This is a genomic window from Peribacillus sp. ACCC06369, from assembly GCF_030348945.1.
Classification (GTDB): Bacteria; Bacillota; Bacilli; order Bacillales; family DSM-1321; genus Peribacillus.
On sequence record NZ_JAUCEN010000002.1, the window covers coordinates 1 to 21,183 of the forward strand.

12 protein-coding genes, 3 tRNA genes, 3 rRNA genes and 1 other annotated feature are annotated in these 21,183 nt (G+C 42.6%); of the genes, 17 read left to right on the top strand and 1 reads right to left on the bottom strand.

The window, feature by feature from the left end:
* From dnaA to rrf, 13 genes are all read left to right on the top strand, one after another.
* Positions 1-1,350, top strand: a complete 1,350-nt coding sequence (gene dnaA / locus QUF78_RS00735) for a chromosomal replication initiator protein DnaA (protein ID WP_289314130.1) — start codon at positions 1-3, stop codon at positions 1,348-1,350.
* Positions 1,351-1,543: 193 nt separating this feature from the next.
* Complete coding sequence (gene dnaN / locus QUF78_RS00740) at positions 1,544-2,680, top strand: DNA polymerase III subunit beta (RefSeq protein ID WP_289323263.1); 1,137 nt, start codon at positions 1,544-1,546, stop codon at positions 2,678-2,680.
* 219 nt (positions 2,681-2,899) lie between these two features.
* Positions 2,900-3,112, top strand: a complete 213-nt coding sequence (gene yaaA / locus QUF78_RS00745; RefSeq protein ID WP_289314128.1) for a S4 domain-containing protein YaaA — start codon at positions 2,900-2,902, stop codon at positions 3,110-3,112.
* Between the two features lie 21 nt (positions 3,113-3,133).
* The gene (recF, locus tag QUF78_RS00750) at positions 3,134-4,252 is read left to right on the top strand and encodes a DNA replication/repair protein RecF (protein WP_053348304.1); all 1,119 of its coding nucleotides are present in this window, start codon (positions 3,134-3,136) and stop codon (positions 4,250-4,252) included.
* A gap of 12 nt (positions 4,253-4,264) precedes the next feature.
* Entirely contained in the window at positions 4,265-4,528 is a 264-nt protein-coding gene (gene remB / locus QUF78_RS00755; protein ID WP_289314127.1) for an extracellular matrix regulator RemB, read from the top strand.
* 77 nt (positions 4,529-4,605) lie between these two features.
* Positions 4,606-6,531, top strand: coding sequence for a DNA topoisomerase (ATP-hydrolyzing) subunit B (gene gyrB, locus QUF78_RS00760; RefSeq protein WP_289327204.1), 1,926 nt, complete (start codon positions 4,606-4,608; stop codon positions 6,529-6,531).
* A 97-nt stretch (positions 6,532-6,628) separates the two neighbouring features.
* Positions 6,629-9,181 (top strand): DNA gyrase subunit A, encoded by a 2,553-nt coding sequence (gene gyrA, locus QUF78_RS00765; protein WP_289323264.1) that lies wholly within the window; start codon positions 6,629-6,631, stop codon positions 9,179-9,181.
* Between the two features lie 366 nt (positions 9,182-9,547).
* Positions 9,548-9,715 (top strand): hypothetical protein, encoded by a 168-nt coding sequence (locus tag QUF78_RS00770; RefSeq protein WP_289323265.1) that lies wholly within the window; start codon positions 9,548-9,550, stop codon positions 9,713-9,715.
* Between the two features lie 401 nt (positions 9,716-10,116).
* Positions 10,117-11,667 (top strand): 16S ribosomal RNA (locus QUF78_RS00775).
* Positions 11,668-11,783: 116 nt separating this feature from the next.
* Positions 11,784-11,860: transfer RNA gene (locus QUF78_RS00780), tRNA-Ile, on the top strand.
* A gap of 16 nt (positions 11,861-11,876) precedes the next feature.
* Positions 11,877-11,952, top strand: a tRNA-Ala gene (locus QUF78_RS00785).
* 103 nt (positions 11,953-12,055) lie between these two features.
* Positions 12,056-14,988: ribosomal RNA gene (locus QUF78_RS00790) — 23S ribosomal RNA — on the top strand.
* A 65-nt stretch (positions 14,989-15,053) separates the two neighbouring features.
* Positions 15,054-15,169 (top strand): 5S ribosomal RNA (rrf, locus tag QUF78_RS00795).
* Together the 16S, 23S and 5S rRNA genes with 2 tRNA genes alongside form the textbook arrangement of a ribosomal RNA operon.
* 71 nt (positions 15,170-15,240) lie before the next feature.
* Here the strand turns inward: rrf and QUF78_RS00800 are convergent.
* On the bottom strand, positions 15,241-16,215 hold the full coding sequence (locus QUF78_RS00800; RefSeq protein WP_289323266.1) for a YaaC family protein: 975 nt from the start codon (positions 16,213-16,215) through the stop codon (positions 15,241-15,243).
* A gap of 112 nt (positions 16,216-16,327) precedes the next feature.
* On the opposite strand from QUF78_RS00800, the gene guaB reads away from it, so the two are divergent.
* The 4 genes from guaB (at position 16,328) to QUF78_RS00820 (ending at position 21,143) form a co-directional block, all read left to right on the top strand.
* On the top strand, positions 16,328-17,791 hold the full coding sequence (gene guaB / locus QUF78_RS00805) for an IMP dehydrogenase (protein WP_289323267.1): 1,464 nt from the start codon (positions 16,328-16,330) through the stop codon (positions 17,789-17,791).
* Positions 17,792-17,964: 173 nt separating this feature from the next.
* Entirely contained in the window at positions 17,965-19,284 is a 1,320-nt protein-coding gene (locus QUF78_RS00810) for a D-alanyl-D-alanine carboxypeptidase family protein (RefSeq protein ID WP_289323268.1), read from the top strand.
* Between the two features lie 68 nt (positions 19,285-19,352).
* Positions 19,353-19,577, top strand: a binding site (T-box leader).
* A gap of 63 nt (positions 19,578-19,640) precedes the next feature.
* On the top strand, positions 19,641-20,918 hold the full coding sequence (gene serS / locus QUF78_RS00815; protein ID WP_289323269.1) for a serine--tRNA ligase: 1,278 nt from the start codon (positions 19,641-19,643) through the stop codon (positions 20,916-20,918).
* Positions 20,919-21,050: 132 nt separating this feature from the next.
* Positions 21,051-21,143: transfer RNA gene (locus QUF78_RS00820), tRNA-Ser, on the top strand.
* Positions 21,144-21,183: the final 40 nt, after the last annotated feature.

Here is a 21,183-nt window from a genome sequence, read left to right on the forward strand (position 1 = left end):
TTGGATAATATCGATAGCCTCTGGAACCAGGCGCTCGGAAAAATCGAAAAAAAAATCAGTAAACCAAGCTTTGAAACTTGGCTTAAATCCACCAAGGCCTATTTACTGCAAGGTGATACATTAACAGTCACCGCTCCCAATGAATTTGCCAGGGATTGGCTTGAAGAACGCTATTCCCATCTTATTTCTGATGTATTGTTTGAACTTACAGGTGAGGAATTGGAAGCAAAATTCATCATTCCCCCCAATCAAGAAGATGATGATTTTACCGTTCCTGTTCAGCCTAAAAAGATTAAGAAACGGGATAAAGAGCATGCTGCATTTCCACAGCATATGCTGAATGCGAAAAATACCTTCGATACATTTGTCATCGGCTCCGGCAATCGGTTTGCCCATGCCGCGTCTCTCGCTGTCGCAGAAGCTCCAGCCAAAGCTTATAATCCCTTATTTATATACGGAGGCGTAGGCCTTGGGAAAACTCATTTAATGCATGCAATCGGGCATTATGTTCTTGAGCATAATCCAAATGCAAAGGTCGTTTATTTATCGTCTGAAAAATTCACGAATGAATTCATAAACTCCATCCGGGATAATAAAGCTGGGGAATTTCGAGATAGATACCGGAGTGTAGATGTTTTATTAATTGATGATATTCAATTTCTTGCGGGAAAAGAACAAACCCAAGAAGAGTTTTTCCATACATTCAATGCGTTGCATGAAGAAAGCAAACAGATCGTCATTTCCAGTGACCGTCCACCAAAAGAGATCCCTACACTTGAGGATCGCCTCCGTTCCAGGTTTGAGTGGGGTTTGATCACGGATATCACACCTCCTGATCTAGAAACGCGGATTGCCATTTTGCGTAAAAAGGCAAAAGCTGAGGGTCTTGATATCCCGAATGAAGTCATGCTCTATATTGCCAACCAAATCGATTCCAATATTCGTGAGCTTGAGGGTGCACTTATTCGTGTCGTCGCTTATTCTTCATTAATTAATAAAGATATAAATGCCGATTTGGCAGCTGAAGCATTAAAAGACATCATCCCAAGCTCAAAGCCTAAAATAATCACCATCTTAGAAATCCAGAAGACGGTTGGTGAACATTATAGTGTCAAACTTGAGGATTTCAAGGCGAAAAAACGGACTAAATCCGTAGCCTTTCCAAGACAGATTGCCATGTATCTTTCCAGGGAATTAACGGACTCATCCCTGCCTAAGATAGGAGATGAATTTGGAGGTCGCGATCATACGACCGTTATCCATGCGCATGAAAAGATTTCTAAACTCATGCAAACGGATACCCAGCTTCAACGCCAGGTTAAAGAAATACAGGACCAGCTGAGGGTATAATCGATTCTGGATATTGTGTATAACTGACGACTACTTACACACAGTCTGTCCACAAGTGGATAGACTGTTTTTCCTTAGGTTAAGTGGACTTATCCACATATCAACAGGCCCTACTACTATTACTACTATCTTTTTTAATAAAAATTATTAATAAATATGCCTATTCGGCAATAAAAAAATTGGAGGATGAAACATGAGATTTATAATCCAAAGAGATCGATTAGTTCATAGTGTCCAAGAAGTAATGAAAGCAGTCACATCAAGGACGACGATTCCGATTCTGACGGGAATAAAAATAAGCGTTACTAGTGAGGGCGTCACTCTAACAGGAAGTGACTCAGATATCTCCATCCAATCATTCATCCCAGCTGAAGTTGACGGAGATGAGATTGTTGAAGTTAAAAGTAGCGGCGGTATTGTACTAAATGCCCGTTTTTTCAGTGAAATTGTCAAAAAGCTACCGATGGATACTGTAGAAATTGAAGTGGAAAACAACTTTCAAACGATTATCCGCTCAGGTAAAGCTGAATTTAATCTAAATGGACTAGATCCTGAGGAATATCCACATCTTCCGATCATTGAAGAAGAAAATATTTTCAAACTTCCAACGGATCTTTTAAAGACCCTTATTCGCCAAACGGGTTTTGCAGTGTCCACGTCAGAAACACGTCCCATCTTGACAGGTGTAAACTTGAAGGTTCAAGATGACGAATTGACCTGTATTGCAACAGACAGTCATAGGCTGGCCATGAGAACAGCCAAAATAGAAAATAAAATTACAGGGACTTATAGCGTTGTAATCCCAGGTAAAAGTCTGAATGAGTTGAGTAAAATCCTTGATGATACAAACGAACTCATTGAGATCGTCATTACCGACAATCAAGTACTTTTCAAAGCTGAAAATTTACTATTTTTCTCAAGACTTCTTGAAGGGAATTATCCTGATACATCACGCTTGATTCCATCAGATAGTAAAACGGATGTAACTGTTCATACTAAAGATTTTCTCCAAGCTATCGATAGGGCTTCTCTATTGGCGAGAGAAGGAAGAAATAATGTCGTCAAATTGACAACCCTGGAAGGCCGTATAATCGAAGTCTCTTCCAATACCCCTGAAATTGGTAAAGTAATTGAAGAGGTTCAGGCAGAAGCCATTGAAGGCGAAGATTTGAAAATCTCATTCAGTGCCAAATTTGTAATGGATGCTTTAAAGGCATTGGAAGGTTCCGATATAAAAATTAATTTCACCGGTGCAATGCGACCGTTTGTCATTCGTCCACTACATGATGATTCCATGCTGCAATTAATTCTGCCGGTAAGGACTTATTAAGCAAAAATAATATTTCAAAAAAATTAAAGGCTTGTTTAGCAGGCCTTTATTTTTTTTATTTTTAACATAGGTTCCCAAAGGGTTTTTAGGATTTTTTAAATTCCGTACGGAACTCAGAACCGCTAAAAACAGAGCTGAAAAAGCTATACTTTGTCTTAATGGGATTAATTTAGTAAAATGAAGTATTAAAAGACTACTTGGAAATGAGTGAAGCATGAAATGGACTCCATAAAAATCAGCACAGAATATATTACACTAGGACAATTCTTGAAATTGGCCGATTTAATCCAAAGCGGCGGAATGTCAAAATGGTTCTTAAGTGAATACGAAGTTTACATTAATGGCGAATTAGACGTGAGAAGAGGCAGAAAATTAAGATCAGGTGATAAAATAGAAATTCCTGGATTTGGCACCTACACAATTACAAGCTAAAACATAAGGGAAGAGCGGAATATGTATATTGAAAATATAAGTTTGAGAAATTACCGCAACTATACCGAACTGAATCTGACTTTTGAAAATAAAGTCAACGTAATCCTCGGCGAAAATGCTCAAGGGAAAACAAATGTCATGGAATCCATTTTCGTTTTAGCAATGGCAAAATCTCATCGTACCTCAAATGATAAAGAACTTATTCGCTGGGATGAAGAGTATGCTAAAATAGAAGGAAGAGTTAGAAAGAGAAATACCTCAATACCACTTGAGCTGACCATTTCAAAAAAAGGGAAAAAGGCGAAGTGCAACCATATTGAACAAAGAAAGTTGAGTCAATATGTCGGAAATATGAATGTGGTCATGTTTGCGCCTGAGGATCTTAACCTTGTAAAGGGGAGTCCTTTAGTCAGACGCCGTTTTATAGATATGGAAATTGGCCAGGTTTCTCCCGTATACCTTCATGATATGAGCCAATATCATAAAATACTTCAACAAAGAAATCATTACTTAAAGCTTCTGCAGACCCGGAAACAAACGGATACGACGATGCTTGACGTGCTAACTGACCAATTTATTCAGTATGCAGCGAAAATTGTCGAAAGAAGGTACGAGTTTCTTTTAAAGCTCCAGCAATGGGCAGAGCCGATTCACTCGGGGATCTCCAGAAATCTAGAAGTATTGAAAATCCAATATAAACCGTCGCTTGATGTATCAGAATCTATGGATTTGACGAAAATGATAGAAGTATACACAGAAAAATTTGATAAAATAAAAACAAGGGAAATTGAACGGGGTGTAACACTGGTAGGTCCTCATCGTGACGACCTGGTTTTTTTTGTGAATGACCGTGATGTCCAGACATATGGTTCACAGGGACAACAACGTACAACTGCCCTGTCATTGAAACTTGCCGAAATTGAGCTGATCCATGAAGAAATCGGCGAGTATCCCATTTTATTATTGGATGATGTGTTATCGGAACTCGACGATTTCCGTCAATCCCATTTACTAAATACGATACAAGGGAAAGTGCAAACATTTGTGACGACACCCTCCGTTGATGGAATCGATCATCAAACCCTAAGAGAAGCGTCCACCTTTTATGTTAGTCAAGGAAGTATAAAAAAGGTTAAATGATGAGGTGAATGAATGTATCTCCATATTGGTGAAGACATTCTTGTGAAAACGGACGATGTCATAGCCATTTTAGATAAGAAGCTGCTCCAGGCTTCTCCAATCATGAGTGAATTTCTGGAGAAAAAGTCTGATGTAACTTACCATTTAGCAAAAAACTCGGTTAAATCGATTGTGGTAACGGATAAACAGGTCTATTATTCACCGCTTGCATCGTCCACTTTAAAAAAGCGTTCAATGCAGCCATCGTTCTTAATCGATGATATAGATATTCTTTGAATTGTAGCCATAACGTAATAATTACTCCTGAAAAATTGATAAATGCCAAAAGAAAAGTGTAGGTGATACGTATGACAATGGAACAAAAAGAAGTACAAGCTCAGGCATACGATGAGAATCAGATACAGGTTTTAGAAGGCTTAGAAGCAGTTCGTAAACGTCCGGGGATGTATATCGGTACTACCTCTGCAAAAGGACTTCACCATCTTGTTTGGGAAATTGTCGATAATAGTATCGATGAGGCACTAGCTGGTTTCTGTACTGAAATCAAAGTGACGATCGAAGAAGACAATAGCATAACAGTAGTCGATAATGGTCGGGGTATTCCAGTAGGTATCCATGAAAAAATGGGACGGCCAGCTGTAGAAGTAATCATGACGGTCCTTCATGCGGGCGGTAAATTTGGCGGCGGAGGTTACAAGGTCTCCGGTGGTCTGCATGGTGTGGGAGCTTCAGTAGTAAATGCTTTATCCACGGTATTGGAAGTTTATGTTCATCGTGAAGGTAAAATCCATTATCAGCAATTCAACCGTGGGGTTCCTAAAGAAGATTTGAAAGTTATCGGGGAAACCGATCATACAGGTACGACTGTACACTTCATTCCTGATGGTCAAATTTTCACGGAATCCTTGGAATATGATTTTGATACATTAGCCACACGTATCCGTGAGCTTGCGTTCCTGAATAAAGGCTTGAAACTGATCATTGAAGATAAACGTGAAGAGGAAGAGAAAATCAGGGAATACCACTATGAGGGCGGCATCAAATCTTATGTGGAGCATTTGAACCGTTCAAAAGAGGTCCTTCATGAGGAACCGATTTTCATGGAAGGCGAGAGAGATGGAATCTCTGTTGAATTAGCATTGCAATATAATGACAGCTATATCAGTAATGTCTTTTCTTTTGCTAATAATATCCATACCTATGAAGGCGGTACACATGAATCAGGATTCAAGACTGCTTTGACCCGTGTCATTAATGATTATGCACGGAAAAATAGTCTTTTAAAAGAAGCCGATTCCAATTTCTCCGGTGAAGATGTCCGGGAAGGTCTAACGGCAATCATTTCGATTAAGCATCCTGAACCACAATTTGAAGGTCAGACGAAAACCAAACTGGGAAACTCTGAAGTAAGGACGGTTACTGATTCCATCCTTTCGGAACGGCTTGATTCTTTCTTATACGAAAATCCTGCAGTGGCCAGAAAAATTATAGATAAAGGGCTTATGGCAGCAAGAGCCCGTATGGCAGCCAAGAAAGCCCGTGAATTGACACGAAGGAAAAGTGCTTTGGAAGTATCCAATCTACCGGGGAAATTGGCAGATTGTTCATCTAAGGATCCGGCTATCAGCGAATTGTACATCGTTGAAGGAAACTCGGCGGGAGGCTCTGCTAAACAAGGAAGGGACCGCCATTTCCAAGCCATTTTGCCGCTAAGAGGTAAAATCCTGAATGTTGAAAAAGCACGATTGGATAGAATCCTGCACAATGAAGAAATAGGTACGATCATCACAGCACTTGGAACAGGCATTGGTGATGAATTCAATATTGAAAAGGCTAGATACCATAAAATTGTTATCATGACCGATGCAGATGTGGATGGTGCCCATATCAGAACGCTGATGTTGACATTCTTCTACCGTTATATGAGAAAAATTATCGAGTATGGATATATATATATTGCTCAGCCGCCACTTTTCAAAATTCAGCAAGGGAAAAAAGTGGATTATGCCTATAATGATCGGCAGCTTGAAGAAATCATGGCTAGTATGCCAAGTACTCCAAAGCCTAACCTGCAGCGTTATAAAGGGCTGGGGGAAATGAATCCAGAGCAATTGTGGGAAACGACCATGAACCCAGATACAAGAACTCTACTTCAAGTCAGTTTGAAAGATGCTGCCGAGGCAGATGAGACTTTCGAGATGTTGATGGGCGACAAGGTGGAACCGCGACGTAACTTCATTGAAGAAAATGCAATTTATGTAAAAAATCTCGATATCTGAATTTTTGACAGGATGCTTTTTACATCCTGTTCTTTACATAGTGCACGTACAGTAAAAACTAAATGAGAGTATAAGCTTTTTATAGGAGGTTGGCTCCATGTCAGAAAATGAAAGATCAGGTGTAAAAGAAATAAATATAAGTACCGAGATGCGGACATCATTTCTGGATTACGCGATGAGCGTAATTGTGTCTCGGGCTTTGCCTGATGTAAGGGACGGTTTAAAACCGGTACACCGAAGAATTCTTTATGCAATGAATGATCTTGGAATGACTTCGGATAAACCATTTAAAAAATCAGCCCGTATTGTAGGGGAAGTAATCGGTAAATATCACCCGCATGGTGATTCTGCCGTATATGAAACGATGGTACGGATGGCGCAGCCTTTTAACTATCGTTATATGCTTGTCGATGGTCACGGGAATTTCGGTTCGGTCGATGGAGACCAAGCTGCCGCAATGAGGTATACAGAAGCAAGGATGTCGAAGATCTCGATGGAGTTACTTCGCGATTTAAATAAAGATACGGTTAATTTCCAGGATAACTACGATGGTTCAGAAAGAGAACCAGCCGTTATGCCAGCCCGTTTCCCGAACTTGTTAGTGAATGGTTCATCAGGTATAGCAGTAGGGATGGCAACCAATATTCCACCCCATCAGTTAGGTGAGGTAATTGACGGCGTATTGGCTTTAAGCAAGAATTCTGAAATTACAATTCCAGAGTTAATGGAATATATCCCTGGTCCGGATTTCCCGACAGCCGGTTTAATTTTAGGACGAAGCGGAATCAGGAAGGCCTATGAAACTGGAAAAGGGTCAATCATTCAACGGGCGAGAGTCGAGATTGAAGAAAAACCCAATGGAAAACAGGTAATCCTTGTTAAAGAAATCCCTTATCAAGTGAATAAAGCAAGATTGATTGAAAAAATTGCAGAACTTGCTCGAGATAAGAAAATCGAAGGCATTACCGATTTACGGGATGAATCGGATCGTAATGGCATGCGTATCGTAATGGAACTTCGCAAGGATGTTAATGCAAATGTCCTTTTAAACAACCTGTATAAGCATACTGCAATGCAGACAACCTTCGGAATCAATCTACTTGCTTTGGTGGACGGTCAGCCTAAAGTGCTGAATTTAAAACAATGCCTACACTATTACTTAGAGCATCAGCAGGTAGTCATACGGCGCAGGACTGAATTTGAATTACGGAAAGCGGAAGCCCGTGCTCATATTTTGGAAGGTTTGCGCATTGCACTTGATAATTTGGATGCGGTCATTTCATTAATCCGTGGTTCCCAAACGACGGAAATTGCCCGTGAAGGCTTAATGACACAATTTTCGCTTTCCGAGAAACAGGCGCAAGCTATCCTGGATATGCGTTTACAACGTTTGACAGGTCTGGAACGTGAAAAAATAGAAGATGAGTATCAGGCTTTAATGGCTATAATTGCAGAATATAAAGCTATTCTTGCTGATGAGGAAAAGGTTCTTGAAATTATTCGTGAAGAGCTTATTGAAATTAAAGAACGTTTTGATGATAAACGGAGAACTGAAATCACATTGGCCGGCTTTGAAAGCCTTGAAGATGAGGATTTAATTCCAGAGGAAAATATAATCGTGACACTGACGCATAACGGTTATATTAAACGCTTGCCTGCAACCACGTACCGCAGTCAAAAACGCGGAGGGCGCGGGATACAGGGTATGGGAACGAATACAGATGACTTTGTCGGTCACTTGTTAACCACTTCGACTCATGACACTCTATTATTCTTCACTAACAAAGGTAAGGTCTATCGTTCCAAAGGATATGAAATACCTGAATATGGTAGGACGGCAAAAGGGTTGCCGCTTATCAACTTGTTGGAAGTCGATAAAGGTGAGTGGGTCAATGCAATCATACCTGTGAAGGAATTTGCTGACGATTGGTATTTATTCTTCACGACCAGACATGGGATATCTAAGCGTACACCTTTGTCTTCGTTTGCAAATATCCGTAATAACGGTTTAATTGCCCTAGGTTTACGTGAAGATGATGAATTGATTTCTGTCCGTCTTACGAATGGAGAGAAGCAAATCATAATTGGAACGAAAGCCGGGATGATGATTCGTTTCCCTGAGACGGATGTACGGACAATGGGACGTACTGCAGCGGGAGTGAAAGGGATTTCCTTAAGGGCCAATGATGAAGTGGTCGGCATGGAAATTCTTGAAGATGATGAAGAAGTCCTTATCGTTACGAAAAACGGCTATGGAAAACGGACCTCTGCGGAAGAGTACCGTATTCAAAGCCGTGGAGGCAAAGGGATAAAAACATGTAATGTCACTGAGAAAAATGGTGAACTTATAGCTGTGAAAACAGTAACGGGTGTAGATGAGGATTTGATGCTGATTACAGCAGCTGGTGTATTGATCCGAATGGAAGTCGAAGGCATTTCTAAAACGGGCCGTAACACACAGGGTGTTAAGCTCATCCGACTCGAATCCGCAGATAATGAATATGTTTCTACGGTAGCCATCGTTGGAAGAGAAGAAGAAGAAGAAATAGAGATGGATACAGAACAGGGTCCAACAATAGATACCGATTCTGATTCTGAACCTACTGTAATCGAAGAAAATGAAGTAACTGAAAAAGATACGGAAGAATAATTCTTCCATAAAAAAAGACCCAGGCAATTATGCTGGGTCTTTTTTTGGTATTAGATGATTTTACAAAAAATATACTACAGTGTTTGGGTGTGGGTAAAAATTCTTATGATCCCAGTATATTAAAGATTATAATGCTAATAAATATGGATTTGTATCTTGAGTCAGTACAAACATACGAGAACTTAAAAATTGGCAAGCAGGCAGTAAAGTCGATGTGGCCATGATTTGTTTAATCCTGGTTCCTTTAATGGACAAAGCTTTAGAGGAACCAGGAAACATTTTGATGCTGCACCACTATTGCAGAAGACTATGTATACCATCATGCCATTTCAATTGGATTGATAGGGGGGATATATTGCATATGAAATGAAATGCAATAGGGCGGATGTCTACCAGGCCACAATTGGCGGGTGTTTGGCAGACTGCGGGATGGCAACAGGATTCGCTAACTTTTCCATGGGAAACAAGGTCAAACTGAACTTGAATTCATCGCTGAAATCATTTTTATTGATGCCAGCTCGCAAACAAGACTGATCATCAAGGTGAAAGATAGTGATCAAATAATCAATTTAGGGTTTAATCGTGAATGATATATAGAAGAAATACTATAATGCTAAAGAAAAGTTTACTCCTAAAAAGATAAGCTTTTTCTTGCTATTAGGTGGACAACCAAATTCATTGTTATCTATGGATTCATGTATTTTATTTATTTTAAAATAACTCTTGCTTTTATTTCTGATACTAGATATAATAACTAAGTCGACAGCGAAAGAAAAAAGTTGTTGACAAAAAATAATATAGTTGATATATTATTAAAGTCGTTTCTAAACGAACGATGCAAATTGCTCTTTGAAAACTGAACAAAACAAAGCGCCAACGTTAAATTTTAAGTGAGCACACACTATTAAAAAAGCAAAATGAGCAAGTCAAACATTTCTTCGGAGAGTTTGATCCTGGCTCAGGACGAACGCTGGCGGCGTGCCTAATACATGCAAGTCGAGCGAATCGATGGGAGCTTGCTCCCTGAGATTAGCGGCGGACGGGTGAGTAACACGTGGGCAACCTGCCTATAAGACTGGGATAACTTCGGGAAACCGGAGCTAATACCGGATACGTTCTTTTCTCGCATGAGAGAAGATGGAAAGACGGTTTCGGCTGTCACTTATAGATGGGCCCGCGGCGCATTAGCTAGTTGGTGAGGTAATGGCTCACCAAGGCGACGATGCGTAGCCGACCTGAGAGGGTGATCGGCCACACTGGGACTGAGACACGGCCCAGACTCCTACGGGAGGCAGCAGTAGGGAATCTTCCGCAATGGACGAAAGTCTGACGGAGCAACGCCGCGTGAACGAAGAAGGCCTTCGGGTCGTAAAGTTCTGTTGTTAGGGAAGAACAAGTACCAGAGTAACTGCTGGTACCTTGACGGTACCTAACCAGAAAGCCACGGCTAACTACGTGCCAGCAGCCGCGGTAATACGTAGGTGGCAAGCGTTGTCCGGAATTATTGGGCGTAAAGCGCGCGCAGGTGGTTCTTTAAGTCTGATGTGAAAGCCCACGGCTCAACCGTGGAGGGTCATTGGAAACTGGGGAACTTGAGTACAGAAGAGGAAAGTGGAATTCCAAGTGTAGCGGTGAAATGCGTAGAGATTTGGAGGAACACCAGTGGCGAAGGCGACTTTCTGGTCTGTAACTGACACTGAGGCGCGAAAGCGTGGGGAGCAAACAGGATTAGATACCCTGGTAGTCCACGCCGTAAACGATGAGTGCTAAGTGTTAGAGGGTTTCCGCCCTTTAGTGCTGCAGCTAACGCATTAAGCACTCCGCCTGGGGAGTACGGCCGCAAGGCTGAAACTCAAAGGAATTGACGGGGGCCCGCACAAGCGGTGGAGCATGTGGTTTAATTCGAAGCAACGCGAAGAACCTTACCAGGTCTTGACATCCTCTGACAACCCTAGAGATAGGGCTTTCCCCTTCGGGGGACAGAGTGACAGGTGGTGCATGGTTGTCGTCAGCTCGTGTCGTGAGATGTTGGGTTAAGTCCCGCAACGAGCGCAACCCTTGATCTTAGTTGCCAGCATTCAGTTGGGCACTCTAAGGTGACTGCCGGTGACAAACCGGAGGAAGGTGGGGATGACGTCAAATCATCATGCCCCTTATGACCTGGGCTACACACGTGCTACAATGGATGGTACAAAGGGCTGCAAACCTGCGAAGGTAAGCGAATCCCATAAAGCCATTCTCAGTTCGGATTGTAGGCTGCAACTCGCCTACATGAAGCCGGAATCGCTAGTAATCGCGGATCAGCATGCCGCGGTGAATACGTTCCCGGGCCTTGTACACACCGCCCGTCACACCACGAGAGTTTGTAACACCCGAAGTCGGTGAGGTAACCTTTATGGAGCCAGCCGCCTAAGGTGGGACAGATGATTGGGGTGAAGTCGTAACAAGGTAGCCGTATCGGAAGGTGCGGCTGGATCACCTCCTTTCTAAGGATAATTACGAGAGCGCTTTTGTTTTGTTCAGTTTTGAATGAGTGATTCATTCAATTTAATAGTAATCCCGCGATAAGCTTGGGAAGCAGAAGCTTATTATTTATGTGAATGGGCCTATAGCTCAGCTGGTTAGAGCGCACGCCTGATAAGCGTGAGGTCGATGGTTCGAGTCCATTTAGGCCCACCATTCCATTTCCCAAAACGGGGCCTTAGCTCAGCTGGGAGAGCGCCTGCCTTGCACGCAGGAGGTCAGCGGTTCGATCCCGCTAGGCTCCACCAATGAATCAATCACGTTGTGATTGGGACAACTTGTTCCTTGAAAACTAGATAATAGATAGAAGGCAATTAATTTTTTTCAAAGCATCTGTAAGATCTTTTTAACGGTTAAGTTAGAAAGGGCGCACGGTGGATGCCTTGGCACTAGGAGCCGATGAAGGACGGGACTAACACCGATATGCTTCGGGGAGCTGTAAGTAAGCTTTGATCCGGAGATTTCCGAATGGGGAAACCCACTGTTCGTAATGGAACAGTATCTTTACCTGAATACATAGGGTACTGAAGGCAGACCCGGGGAACTGAAACATCTAAGTACCCGGAGGAAGAGAAAGCAAATGCGATTTCCTGAGTAGCGGCGAGCGAAACGGAATTAGCCCAAACCAAGAGGCTTGCCTCTTGGGGTTGTAGGACACTCAACATGGAGTTACAAAGGAACGGGGTAAATGAAGTGACCTGGAAAGGTCCGTCAAAGAAGGTAAAAACCCTGTAGTTGAAACTTCGTTCCCTCCTGAGTGGATCCTGAGTACGGCGGGACACGAGAAATCCCGTCGGAAGCAGGGAGGACCATCTCCCAAGGCTAAATACTCCCTAGTGACCGATAGTGAACCAGTACCGTGAGGGAAAGGTGAAAAGCACCCCGGAAGGGGAGTGAAATAGATCCTGAAACCGTGTGCCTACAAGTAGTCAAAGCCCGTTAATGGGTAATGGCGTGCCTTTTGTAGAATGAACCGGCGAGTTACGATTTCATGCGAGGTTAAGTTGATAAGACGGAGCCGCAGCGAAAGCGAGTCTGAATAGGGCGAATGAGTATGAGGTCGTAGACCCGAAACCAGGTGATCTACCCATGTCCAGGGTGAAGTTCAGGTAACACTGAATGGAGGCCCGAACCCACGCACGTTGAAAAGTGCGGGGATGAGGTGTGGGTAGCGGAGAAATTCCAATCGAACCTGGAGATAGCTGGTTCTCTCCGAAATAGCTTTAGGGCTAGCCTCAAGATGAGAGTATTGGAGGTAGAGCACTGATTGGACTAGGGGCCCCCAACGGGTTACCGAATTCAGTCAAACTCCGAATGCCAAATACTTATTCTTGGGAGTCAGACTGCGAGTGATAAGATCCGTAGTCGAAAGGGAAACAGCCCAGACCACCAGCTAAGGTCCCAAAGTATACGTTAAGTGGAAAAGGATGTGGAGTTGCTTAGACAACCAGGATGTTGGCTCAGAAGCAGCCACCATTTAAAGAGTGCGTAATAGCTCACTGGTCGAGTGACTCCGCGCCGAAAATGTACCGGGGCTAAACGTATCACCGAAGCTGTGGATTGACACCATTAGGTGTCGATGGTAGGAGAGCGTTCTAAGGGCGTTGAAGTCAGACCGGAAGGACTGGTGGAGCGCTTAGAAGTGAGAATGCCGGTATGAGTAGCGAAAGAAGGGTGAGAATCCCTTCCACCGAATGCCTAAGGTTTCCTGAGGAAGGCTCGTCCGCTCAGGGTTAGTCGGGACCTAAGCCGAGGCCGAAAGGCGTAGGCGATGGACAACAGGTTGATATTCCTGTACCACCTATACATCGTTTGAACGATGGGGGGACGCAGAAGGATAGGGTAAGCGCGCTGTTGGATATGCGCGTCCAAGCAGTTAGGCCGGAAACGAGGCAAATCCCGTTTCCATTAAGGCGGAGCTGTGATGGCGAGGGAAATATAGTACCGAAGTTCCTGATTCCACGCTGCCAAGAAAAGCCTCTAGTGAGATGTAAGGTGCCCGTACCGCAAACCGACACAGGTAGGCGAGGAGAGAATCCTAAGGTGTGCGAGAGAACTCTCGTTAAGGAACTCGGCAAAATGACCCCGTAACTTCGGGAGAAGGGGTGCTTTTTAGGGTGAATAGCCCGGAAAAGCCGCAGTGAATAGGCCCAGGCGACTGTTTAGCAAAAACACAGGTCTCTGCGAAGCCGCAAGGCGAAGTATAGGGGCTGACACCTGCCCGGTGCTGGAAGGTTAAGGGGAGAGGTTAGCGCAAGCGAAGCTTTGAACCGAAGCCCCAGTAAACGGCGGCCGTAACTATAACGGTCCTAAGGTAGCGAAATTCCTTGTCGGGTAAGTTCCGACCCGCACGAAAGGTGTAACGATCTGGGCACTGTCTCAACGAGAGACTCGGTGAAATTATAGTACCTGTGAAGATGCAGGTTACCCGCGACAGGACGGAAAGACCCCGTGGAGCTTTACTGCAGCCTGATATTGAATTTTGGTACAGCTTGTACAGGATAGGTAGGAGCCTGAGAAGCCGGAGCGCTAGCTTCGGTGGAGGCGTTGGTGGGATACTACCCTGGCTGTATTGAAATTCTAACCCGCGCCCCTTATCGGGGTGGGAGACAGTGTCAGGTGGGCAGTTTGACTGGGGCGGTCGCCTCCTAAAGAGTAACGGAGGCGCCCAAAGGTTCCCTCAGAATGGTTGGAAATCATTCGTAGAGTGTAAAGGCACAAGGGAGCTTGACTGCGAGACCTACAAGTCGAGCAGGGACGAAAGTCGGGCTTAGTGATCCGGTGGTTCCGCATGGAAGGGCCATCGCTCAACGGATAAAAGCTACCCCGGGGATAACAGGCTTATCTCCCCCAAGAGTCCACATCGACGGGGAGGTTTGGCACCTCGATGTCGGCTCATCGCATCCTGGGGCTGTAGTCGGTCCCAAGGGTTGGGCTGTTCGCCCATTAAAGCGGTACGCGAGCTGGGTTCAGAACGTCGTGAGACAGTTCGGTCCCTATCCGTCGCGGGCGCAGGAAATTTGAGAGGAGCTGTCCTTAGTACGAGAGGACCGGGATGGACGCACCGCTGGTGTACCAGTTGTCTTGCCAAAGGCATAGCTGGGTAGCTACGTGCGGACGGGATAAGTGCTGAAAGCATCTAAGCATGAAGCCCCCCTCAAGATGAGATTTCCCATGGCGCAAGCTAGTAAGATCCCTGAAAGATGATCAGGTTGATAGGTCAGAGGTGGAAGCGTGGCGACATGTGGAGCTGACTGATACTAATAGATCGAGGACTTAACCAACGCTTTTTAAAAAATGAAATACCTTCTTATTATCTAGTTTTGAAGGAACAACGTTCCTGATATTGTTTGGTGGCGATAGCGAAGAGGTCACACCCGTTCCCATTCCGAACACGGCAGTTAAGCTCTTCAGCGCCGATGGTAGTTGGGGGTTTCCCCCTGTGAGAGTAGGACGCCGCCAAGCCATTTCTAAGATCAGCCATTTTGGCTGGTCTTTTTTCGTCGTTTCGGGATAGATCATTTCAACATTGATAGTTAAAAGGATGAAAAGTTTAACCTTTCTGTCTTAATCCATTCAAATATTAAGAATGGCACCTTAGCTTGGCTTATTTTAAGGAATTGCACAATGCAAGGGTAATCATCATTAGGCATAGTTTTCATCAGCTCTGCCCACCATTCTGTTTCATAACGGGCTATTATACTAAGGTTATAAGAAATCAAATAATGTATTAAAAGTTCAGGTAATGAAAAAGCCGACGAATCTTTATTGAGTGATAGCATGAACTGTCCTTCTGCCAAATTATACCGTATTGGAGAGGTAGCATTATGAATAGGAACGTTATCTGTTATTAAATGCAGTGTCCCAGGAGATTCTGAAATACTGTAAACTTGATTCGTTTTGGATTTTAAAAATTCTTCCAATCGACTGCTGGACATTTGATAGCTATCCAATACTGATGAGGGTAATTGAAAGTCGTTTGAAGAGGGTAACAGGGCCACGAAATTTTTCTTGGAAATAGACCATGTAAAGTTTTGCATATCTGGTATTTCCTTCAATAACGTACCCATGGAAAATTTTTCGCCCTCCAGATGCTTGATATGGAATAACTTCTCGGCAATGCAGGTGAAAAGTCCATTCTTTTGCGTTTTCACTTCGTCCTTTAAAAATTCGTATTGTTGTTTTTTCCTTTTTCTCGTAGTTACCCCATGGGCAAGTAACGATGTTGATTCCGGATAGTTGGGATCAATCGTGAGCAGACAGGCCTTCAACAATTGGGCGAATCCATAAAATGTTAGGATTGGTTGTATGGAAAGTGGAGCGATGGCAGCCTGATTATAATAAGTTTTAGCATGTTCAAGATGGTATATAAATGGATAACAATTTTCGTAACTTTTTATTTCCGCTTCTGCAATTTTTTCATGCGTGTAACATTTTTGTAAAAAAAGTTGTGAGGCAGATGCGGAAAAAAAAGGTGTATATTTATCGAAATTATCATTGTTTTCAGGCATTGCAGCCTCTCCTTCGAATTAATAGAATAATCAAACATTTATTTCCCTTCTTGACAGTAGTATGTCCTATTGATAACCTACAAATAATATTTTTAAGCAGGAGGGGAAAATAATGTGGGAAAATAAATTTGCAAAAGAAGGTTTAACCTTTGATGATGTCCTATTAATTCCAGCGAAATCAGAGGTTTTGCCGAAAGATGTTAACCTTCAAGTCAGCTTGTCTGAAAATTTAAAGCTCAACCTTCCTATCATCAGCGCAGGAATGGATACCGTGACAGAAGCTGAAATGGCAATTGCCATGGCTCGTCAAGGTGGATTAGGTATCATTCATAAAAATATGTCTATTGAAGCACAAGCTGAACTGGTGGATAAAGTAAAACGTTCAGAGAGCGGAGTTATTACCGATCCGTTTTTCTTAACGCCAGATCATCAAGTATTTGATGCAGAGCATCTAATGGGCAAATATCGCATTTCGGGTGTGCCTGTAGTCAACAATATAGAGGATCAAAAACTTGTGGGTATCATTACAAACCGTGATTTGCGATTTATTTCCGATTTTTCCTTGAAGATTTCCAGTGTCATGACTGTTGAGAATCTAGTTACAGCGCCAGTGGGAACTAACTTGGAACAAGCAGAAAAGATTCTTCAAAAATACAAAATTGAAAAGCTTCCCCTTGTAGACGATAATGGTGTTCTTAAAGGACTCATTACGATCAAGGATATTGAAAAAGTCATCGAGTTCCCGAACTCGGCGAAAGATAAGCAAGGAAGATTACTTGCAGGTGCTGCTGTCGGTGTGACAAAAGATACAATGAAACGTGTAGAAATGCTTGTTAAGTCTCAAGTCGATGCAATTGTACTTGATACTGCTCACGGTCATTCAGAAGGCGTCCTTGAAATGGTGAAGGAAATCCGCAAGGCATATCCTGAATTGACGATCATTGCTGGTAATGTGGCAACAGCTGACGGAACGAAAGCGTTGATTGAAGCCGGAGCTGATGTAGTGAAAGTAGGAATCGGTCCAGGATCGATCTGTACGACAAGGGTTGTAGCTGGTGTAGGTGTTCCTCAAATCACGGCAGTCTTCGATTGTGCGACAGAAGCAAGAAAATATGGTAAAACGATTATCGCTGATGGCGGAATTAAATACTCTGGTGACATCGTTAAAGCCCTCGCTGCAGGTGGACATGCAGTAATGCTAGGCAGTATGCTTGCGGGTGTAACTGAAAGCCCAGGTGAAACGGAAATTTTCCAAGGTCGCCGTTTTAAAGTTTATCGGGGTATGGGTTCTGTTGCTGCAATGGAAAAGGGATCTAAGGATCGTTACTTCCAAGAAGATAACAAGAAATTCGTACCGGAAGGCATCGAAGGGCGCCTTCCATACAAAGGACCTCTTTCAGATACCATTTTCCAACTGATCGGCGGCATTCGTTCAGGTATGGGATATTGCGGTACAGCCACATTGGAAGAGTTAAGAGAAAACTCTCAATTTGTCAAAATGACTGGTGCCGGATTAAGGGAGAGCCATCCTCATGATGTCCAAATTACTAAAGAAGCACCTAACTACTCAATGTAATGAATTTAACATATAATCGTCATTAAAATTTATTGTTAAAATAGACAGAGTCTACGATTACTCTGTCTATTTTTTTTATTTTTTCTGTGATAAACTAGACAAGGTGTCAAGGGAATTACATAAAGTTTCATCTTTGTTATAGAGATTAGCTTAAAAGTTGGAGGTATTGGAAATTGAAAAAAATCAGCAAGATGACCCTCATTTTCACTTTTGTTTTTGTTCTTGTTATGTCGCAATTTGCCTATCAACCGGGGGAAGCTGTTGCTGAATCTGATAATTTAGATTTAAAAGCAGAAGCAGCCATCATCATTGATGGCGAAACAGGACAAATCGTTTATGAAAAAAATGCCGATAAAGTATTAGGGATTGCATCCATGTCAAAAATGATGACTGAGTACATCATAATGGAGTCAATTGAAAATGGGAAAATCAGTTGGGATCAAAAAGTTAAAATAAATAAATACGTACATGATCTTTCAAAAGCACCGAATTTGTCGAATGTTGGGTTAACAGAAGGTGAAGATTATACAGTTAAGGAACTATATCAAGCTATGGCCGTCTATTCTGGAAATGCGGCAACAGTTGCTTTAGCACAGTTGGTTTCCGGAAGTGAAAAGAGTTTCGTTAAATTAATGAACGAAAAAGCAAAACAATTAGGCTTGAAAAACCATAAATTCGTTAATGCGAGCGGTTTGAATAACACCGATCTATTAGGGCAGTATCCTGCCGGTAAAGAAGATGAAGAAAATATCATGACAGCAAAAGATACTGCTCTTCTTGCTTATCGTCTTATAAACGATTATCCGGAAGTGTTAAAAATCGCAAGTATTTCTAAATTGAAGTTCCGTGATGGAAAAGAATATCCGAACTTCAACTGGATGTTGCCTGGCCTGATATTTGAATATAAAGGCGTAGATGGACTGAAAACTGGATCTACCGACTTTGCCGGTTATGGTCATACAGGGACGGTTATCCAAGATGGTCAGCGCTATATTACGGTGGTTATGAAGTCCACTAATAAAAATGAACGTTTTGCAGATAGCACTAAGCTGATGAACTATGCTTATGCAACCTTTAAAAAAGAAAAAATCCTTCCAGCCAATTACCAGGTGAAAGGGAAAGAAACTCTTTCGGTAGTAAAAGGTAAGGAAAAAAACGTTAAGATTCAATCTGAAAAAGCGATCGAGCTGCTTGTTGAGAATGGCGAGAAAGATAACTATAAAACAGACTTAGTGATCGATAAAAACAAATTGAATGATGATGGTAAGTTGACTGCACCAATCAAAAAAGGTGAAAAGCTTGGTTACATTACAGCCACTCCTAAAAACGGCGAAGATTACGGGTACATTAACGGTGATCCAGTGAAGGTTAACGTCGTAGCTGCTGAATCTGTTGAAAAGGCAAACTGGTTCGTGTTATCAATGCGAGCGGTTGGCGGATTCTTTGGTGATGTATGGAGCAGTGTAGCTTCTACTGTTAAAGGCTGGTTTTAAGTTTCGTGTATAAAACGGTTGCGTAATGTACAAAATTATAGTACATTATGGAAAACAATCTGATATATAAGAAAGCAATGACAGGATATAGTAACAAGTATTTCTTTCTATAGAGAGCCGATGGTTGGTGAAAATCGGTGAGAGAGTTTTGTGAATCCCTCCTGGAGCAGAGTATGGAAAGCCTTTTGGGTCAGTAAATGCTTTCGGTTAAAAGCCGTTATCGTGATAAGTGGTAGGCATTTTTCATATGTCTTCAACTAGGGTGGCAACGCGGGTTAACTCTCGTCCCTTCTTCAGGGGACGGGAGTTTTTTGCGTTCTTTGATAGATCATCAAAATATTAAGGAGGAACTGAGTATGTTGGATTTGAAATATGTAAGAAATAATTTTGAAGAAGTGAAACGTGTACTGCAATTTAGAGGTGAAGATTTAACCGATTTAGGTAAATTTGAGGAATTGGATGTAAAGCGTCGGGCTTTGATTGCTGATACGGAAAAATTGAAAAGTAAAAGAAATGAAGTTTCAAATCAAGTGGCCGTATTGAAACGGGAGAAAAAAGATGCTGATCAGTTGATTGCTGAAATGCGTGAAGTTGGCGATCGAATCAAAGGATTCGATGATGAGCTTCGTGAAGTGGAAGCCCAGTTAGGAACATTACTTCTTTCCATTCCTAATATTCCGCATGAAAGTGTGCCAGTGGGTGAAACCGAAGACGATAATGTTGAAATCCGTAAATGGGGAGAATTGCCGGAATTCAAGTTTGAACCGAAACCACACTGGGATGTTGCTGGAGATCTAGGTATCCTGGATTTTGAACGGGCAGCAAAAGTGACCGGAAGCCGATTTGTATTTTATAGGGGTCTTGGTGCTCGATTAGAGCGTGCTTTAATTAGCTTTATGTTAGACCTTCATGTTGAAGAACATGGATATGAAGAAATGCTGCCTCCATATATGGTGAACCGTGCAAGCATGACTGGCACAGGTCAATTGCCAAAATTCGAGGAAGATGCCTTCCGTATTGAAAGTGAAGATTATTTCTTGATTCCTACAGCTGAAGTCCCGGTGACAAATTTCCATCGTGATGAAATCATGGGCATGGACGATCTGCCAATAAGCTATGCGGCATACAGTGCTTCATTCCGTTCAGAGGCAGGATCTGCTGGTCGTGATACCCGCGGCTTAATTCGTCAGCACCAGTTCAATAAAGTTGAGTTAGTGAAGTTCGTGAAGCCGGAAGATTCTTATACGGAATTGGAAAATCTTACAGGTCATGCCGAAAAGGTCCTTCAATTGCTAGGTCTTCCATATCGAGTACTAAGCATGTGTACGGGAGATCTTGGTTTCACTGCTGCTAAAAAGTATGATATCGAGGTTTGGATCCCGAGTTATGGGACTTATCGCGAAATTTCTTCTTGCAGTAACTTTGAAGCATTCCAGGCTAGACGTGCCAATATCCGCTTCCGACGTGATGCAAAAGGTAAACCGGAACATGTCCATACTCTAAATGGATCAGGTTTGGCAATCGGCCGCACAGTCGCCGCGCTTTTGGAAAATTATCAGCAGGAAGATGGCAGTGTCATCATTCCTGAAGTGTTACGTTCATATATGCGCGGTGCGGAAGTCATTAAACCGTAAGTTAAAGGAATCAGCTTCTGAATATAAGAGGCTGATTCTCCTTTTTATCTAAGTTTGAAAATTATTTTAAAAAAACTTTGTAGACTGCTTGACTTTAATTTTAAATCAATGTATTATAATAAATGTTGATACGGAGGTATACCCAAGTTCGGCTGAAGGGATCGGTCTTGAAAACCGACAGGGGAGTCAAATCCCGCGGGGGTTCGAATCCCTCTACCTCCTCCATAACTTATTAATAACCACAGCGCATAAATTGGATATCGAT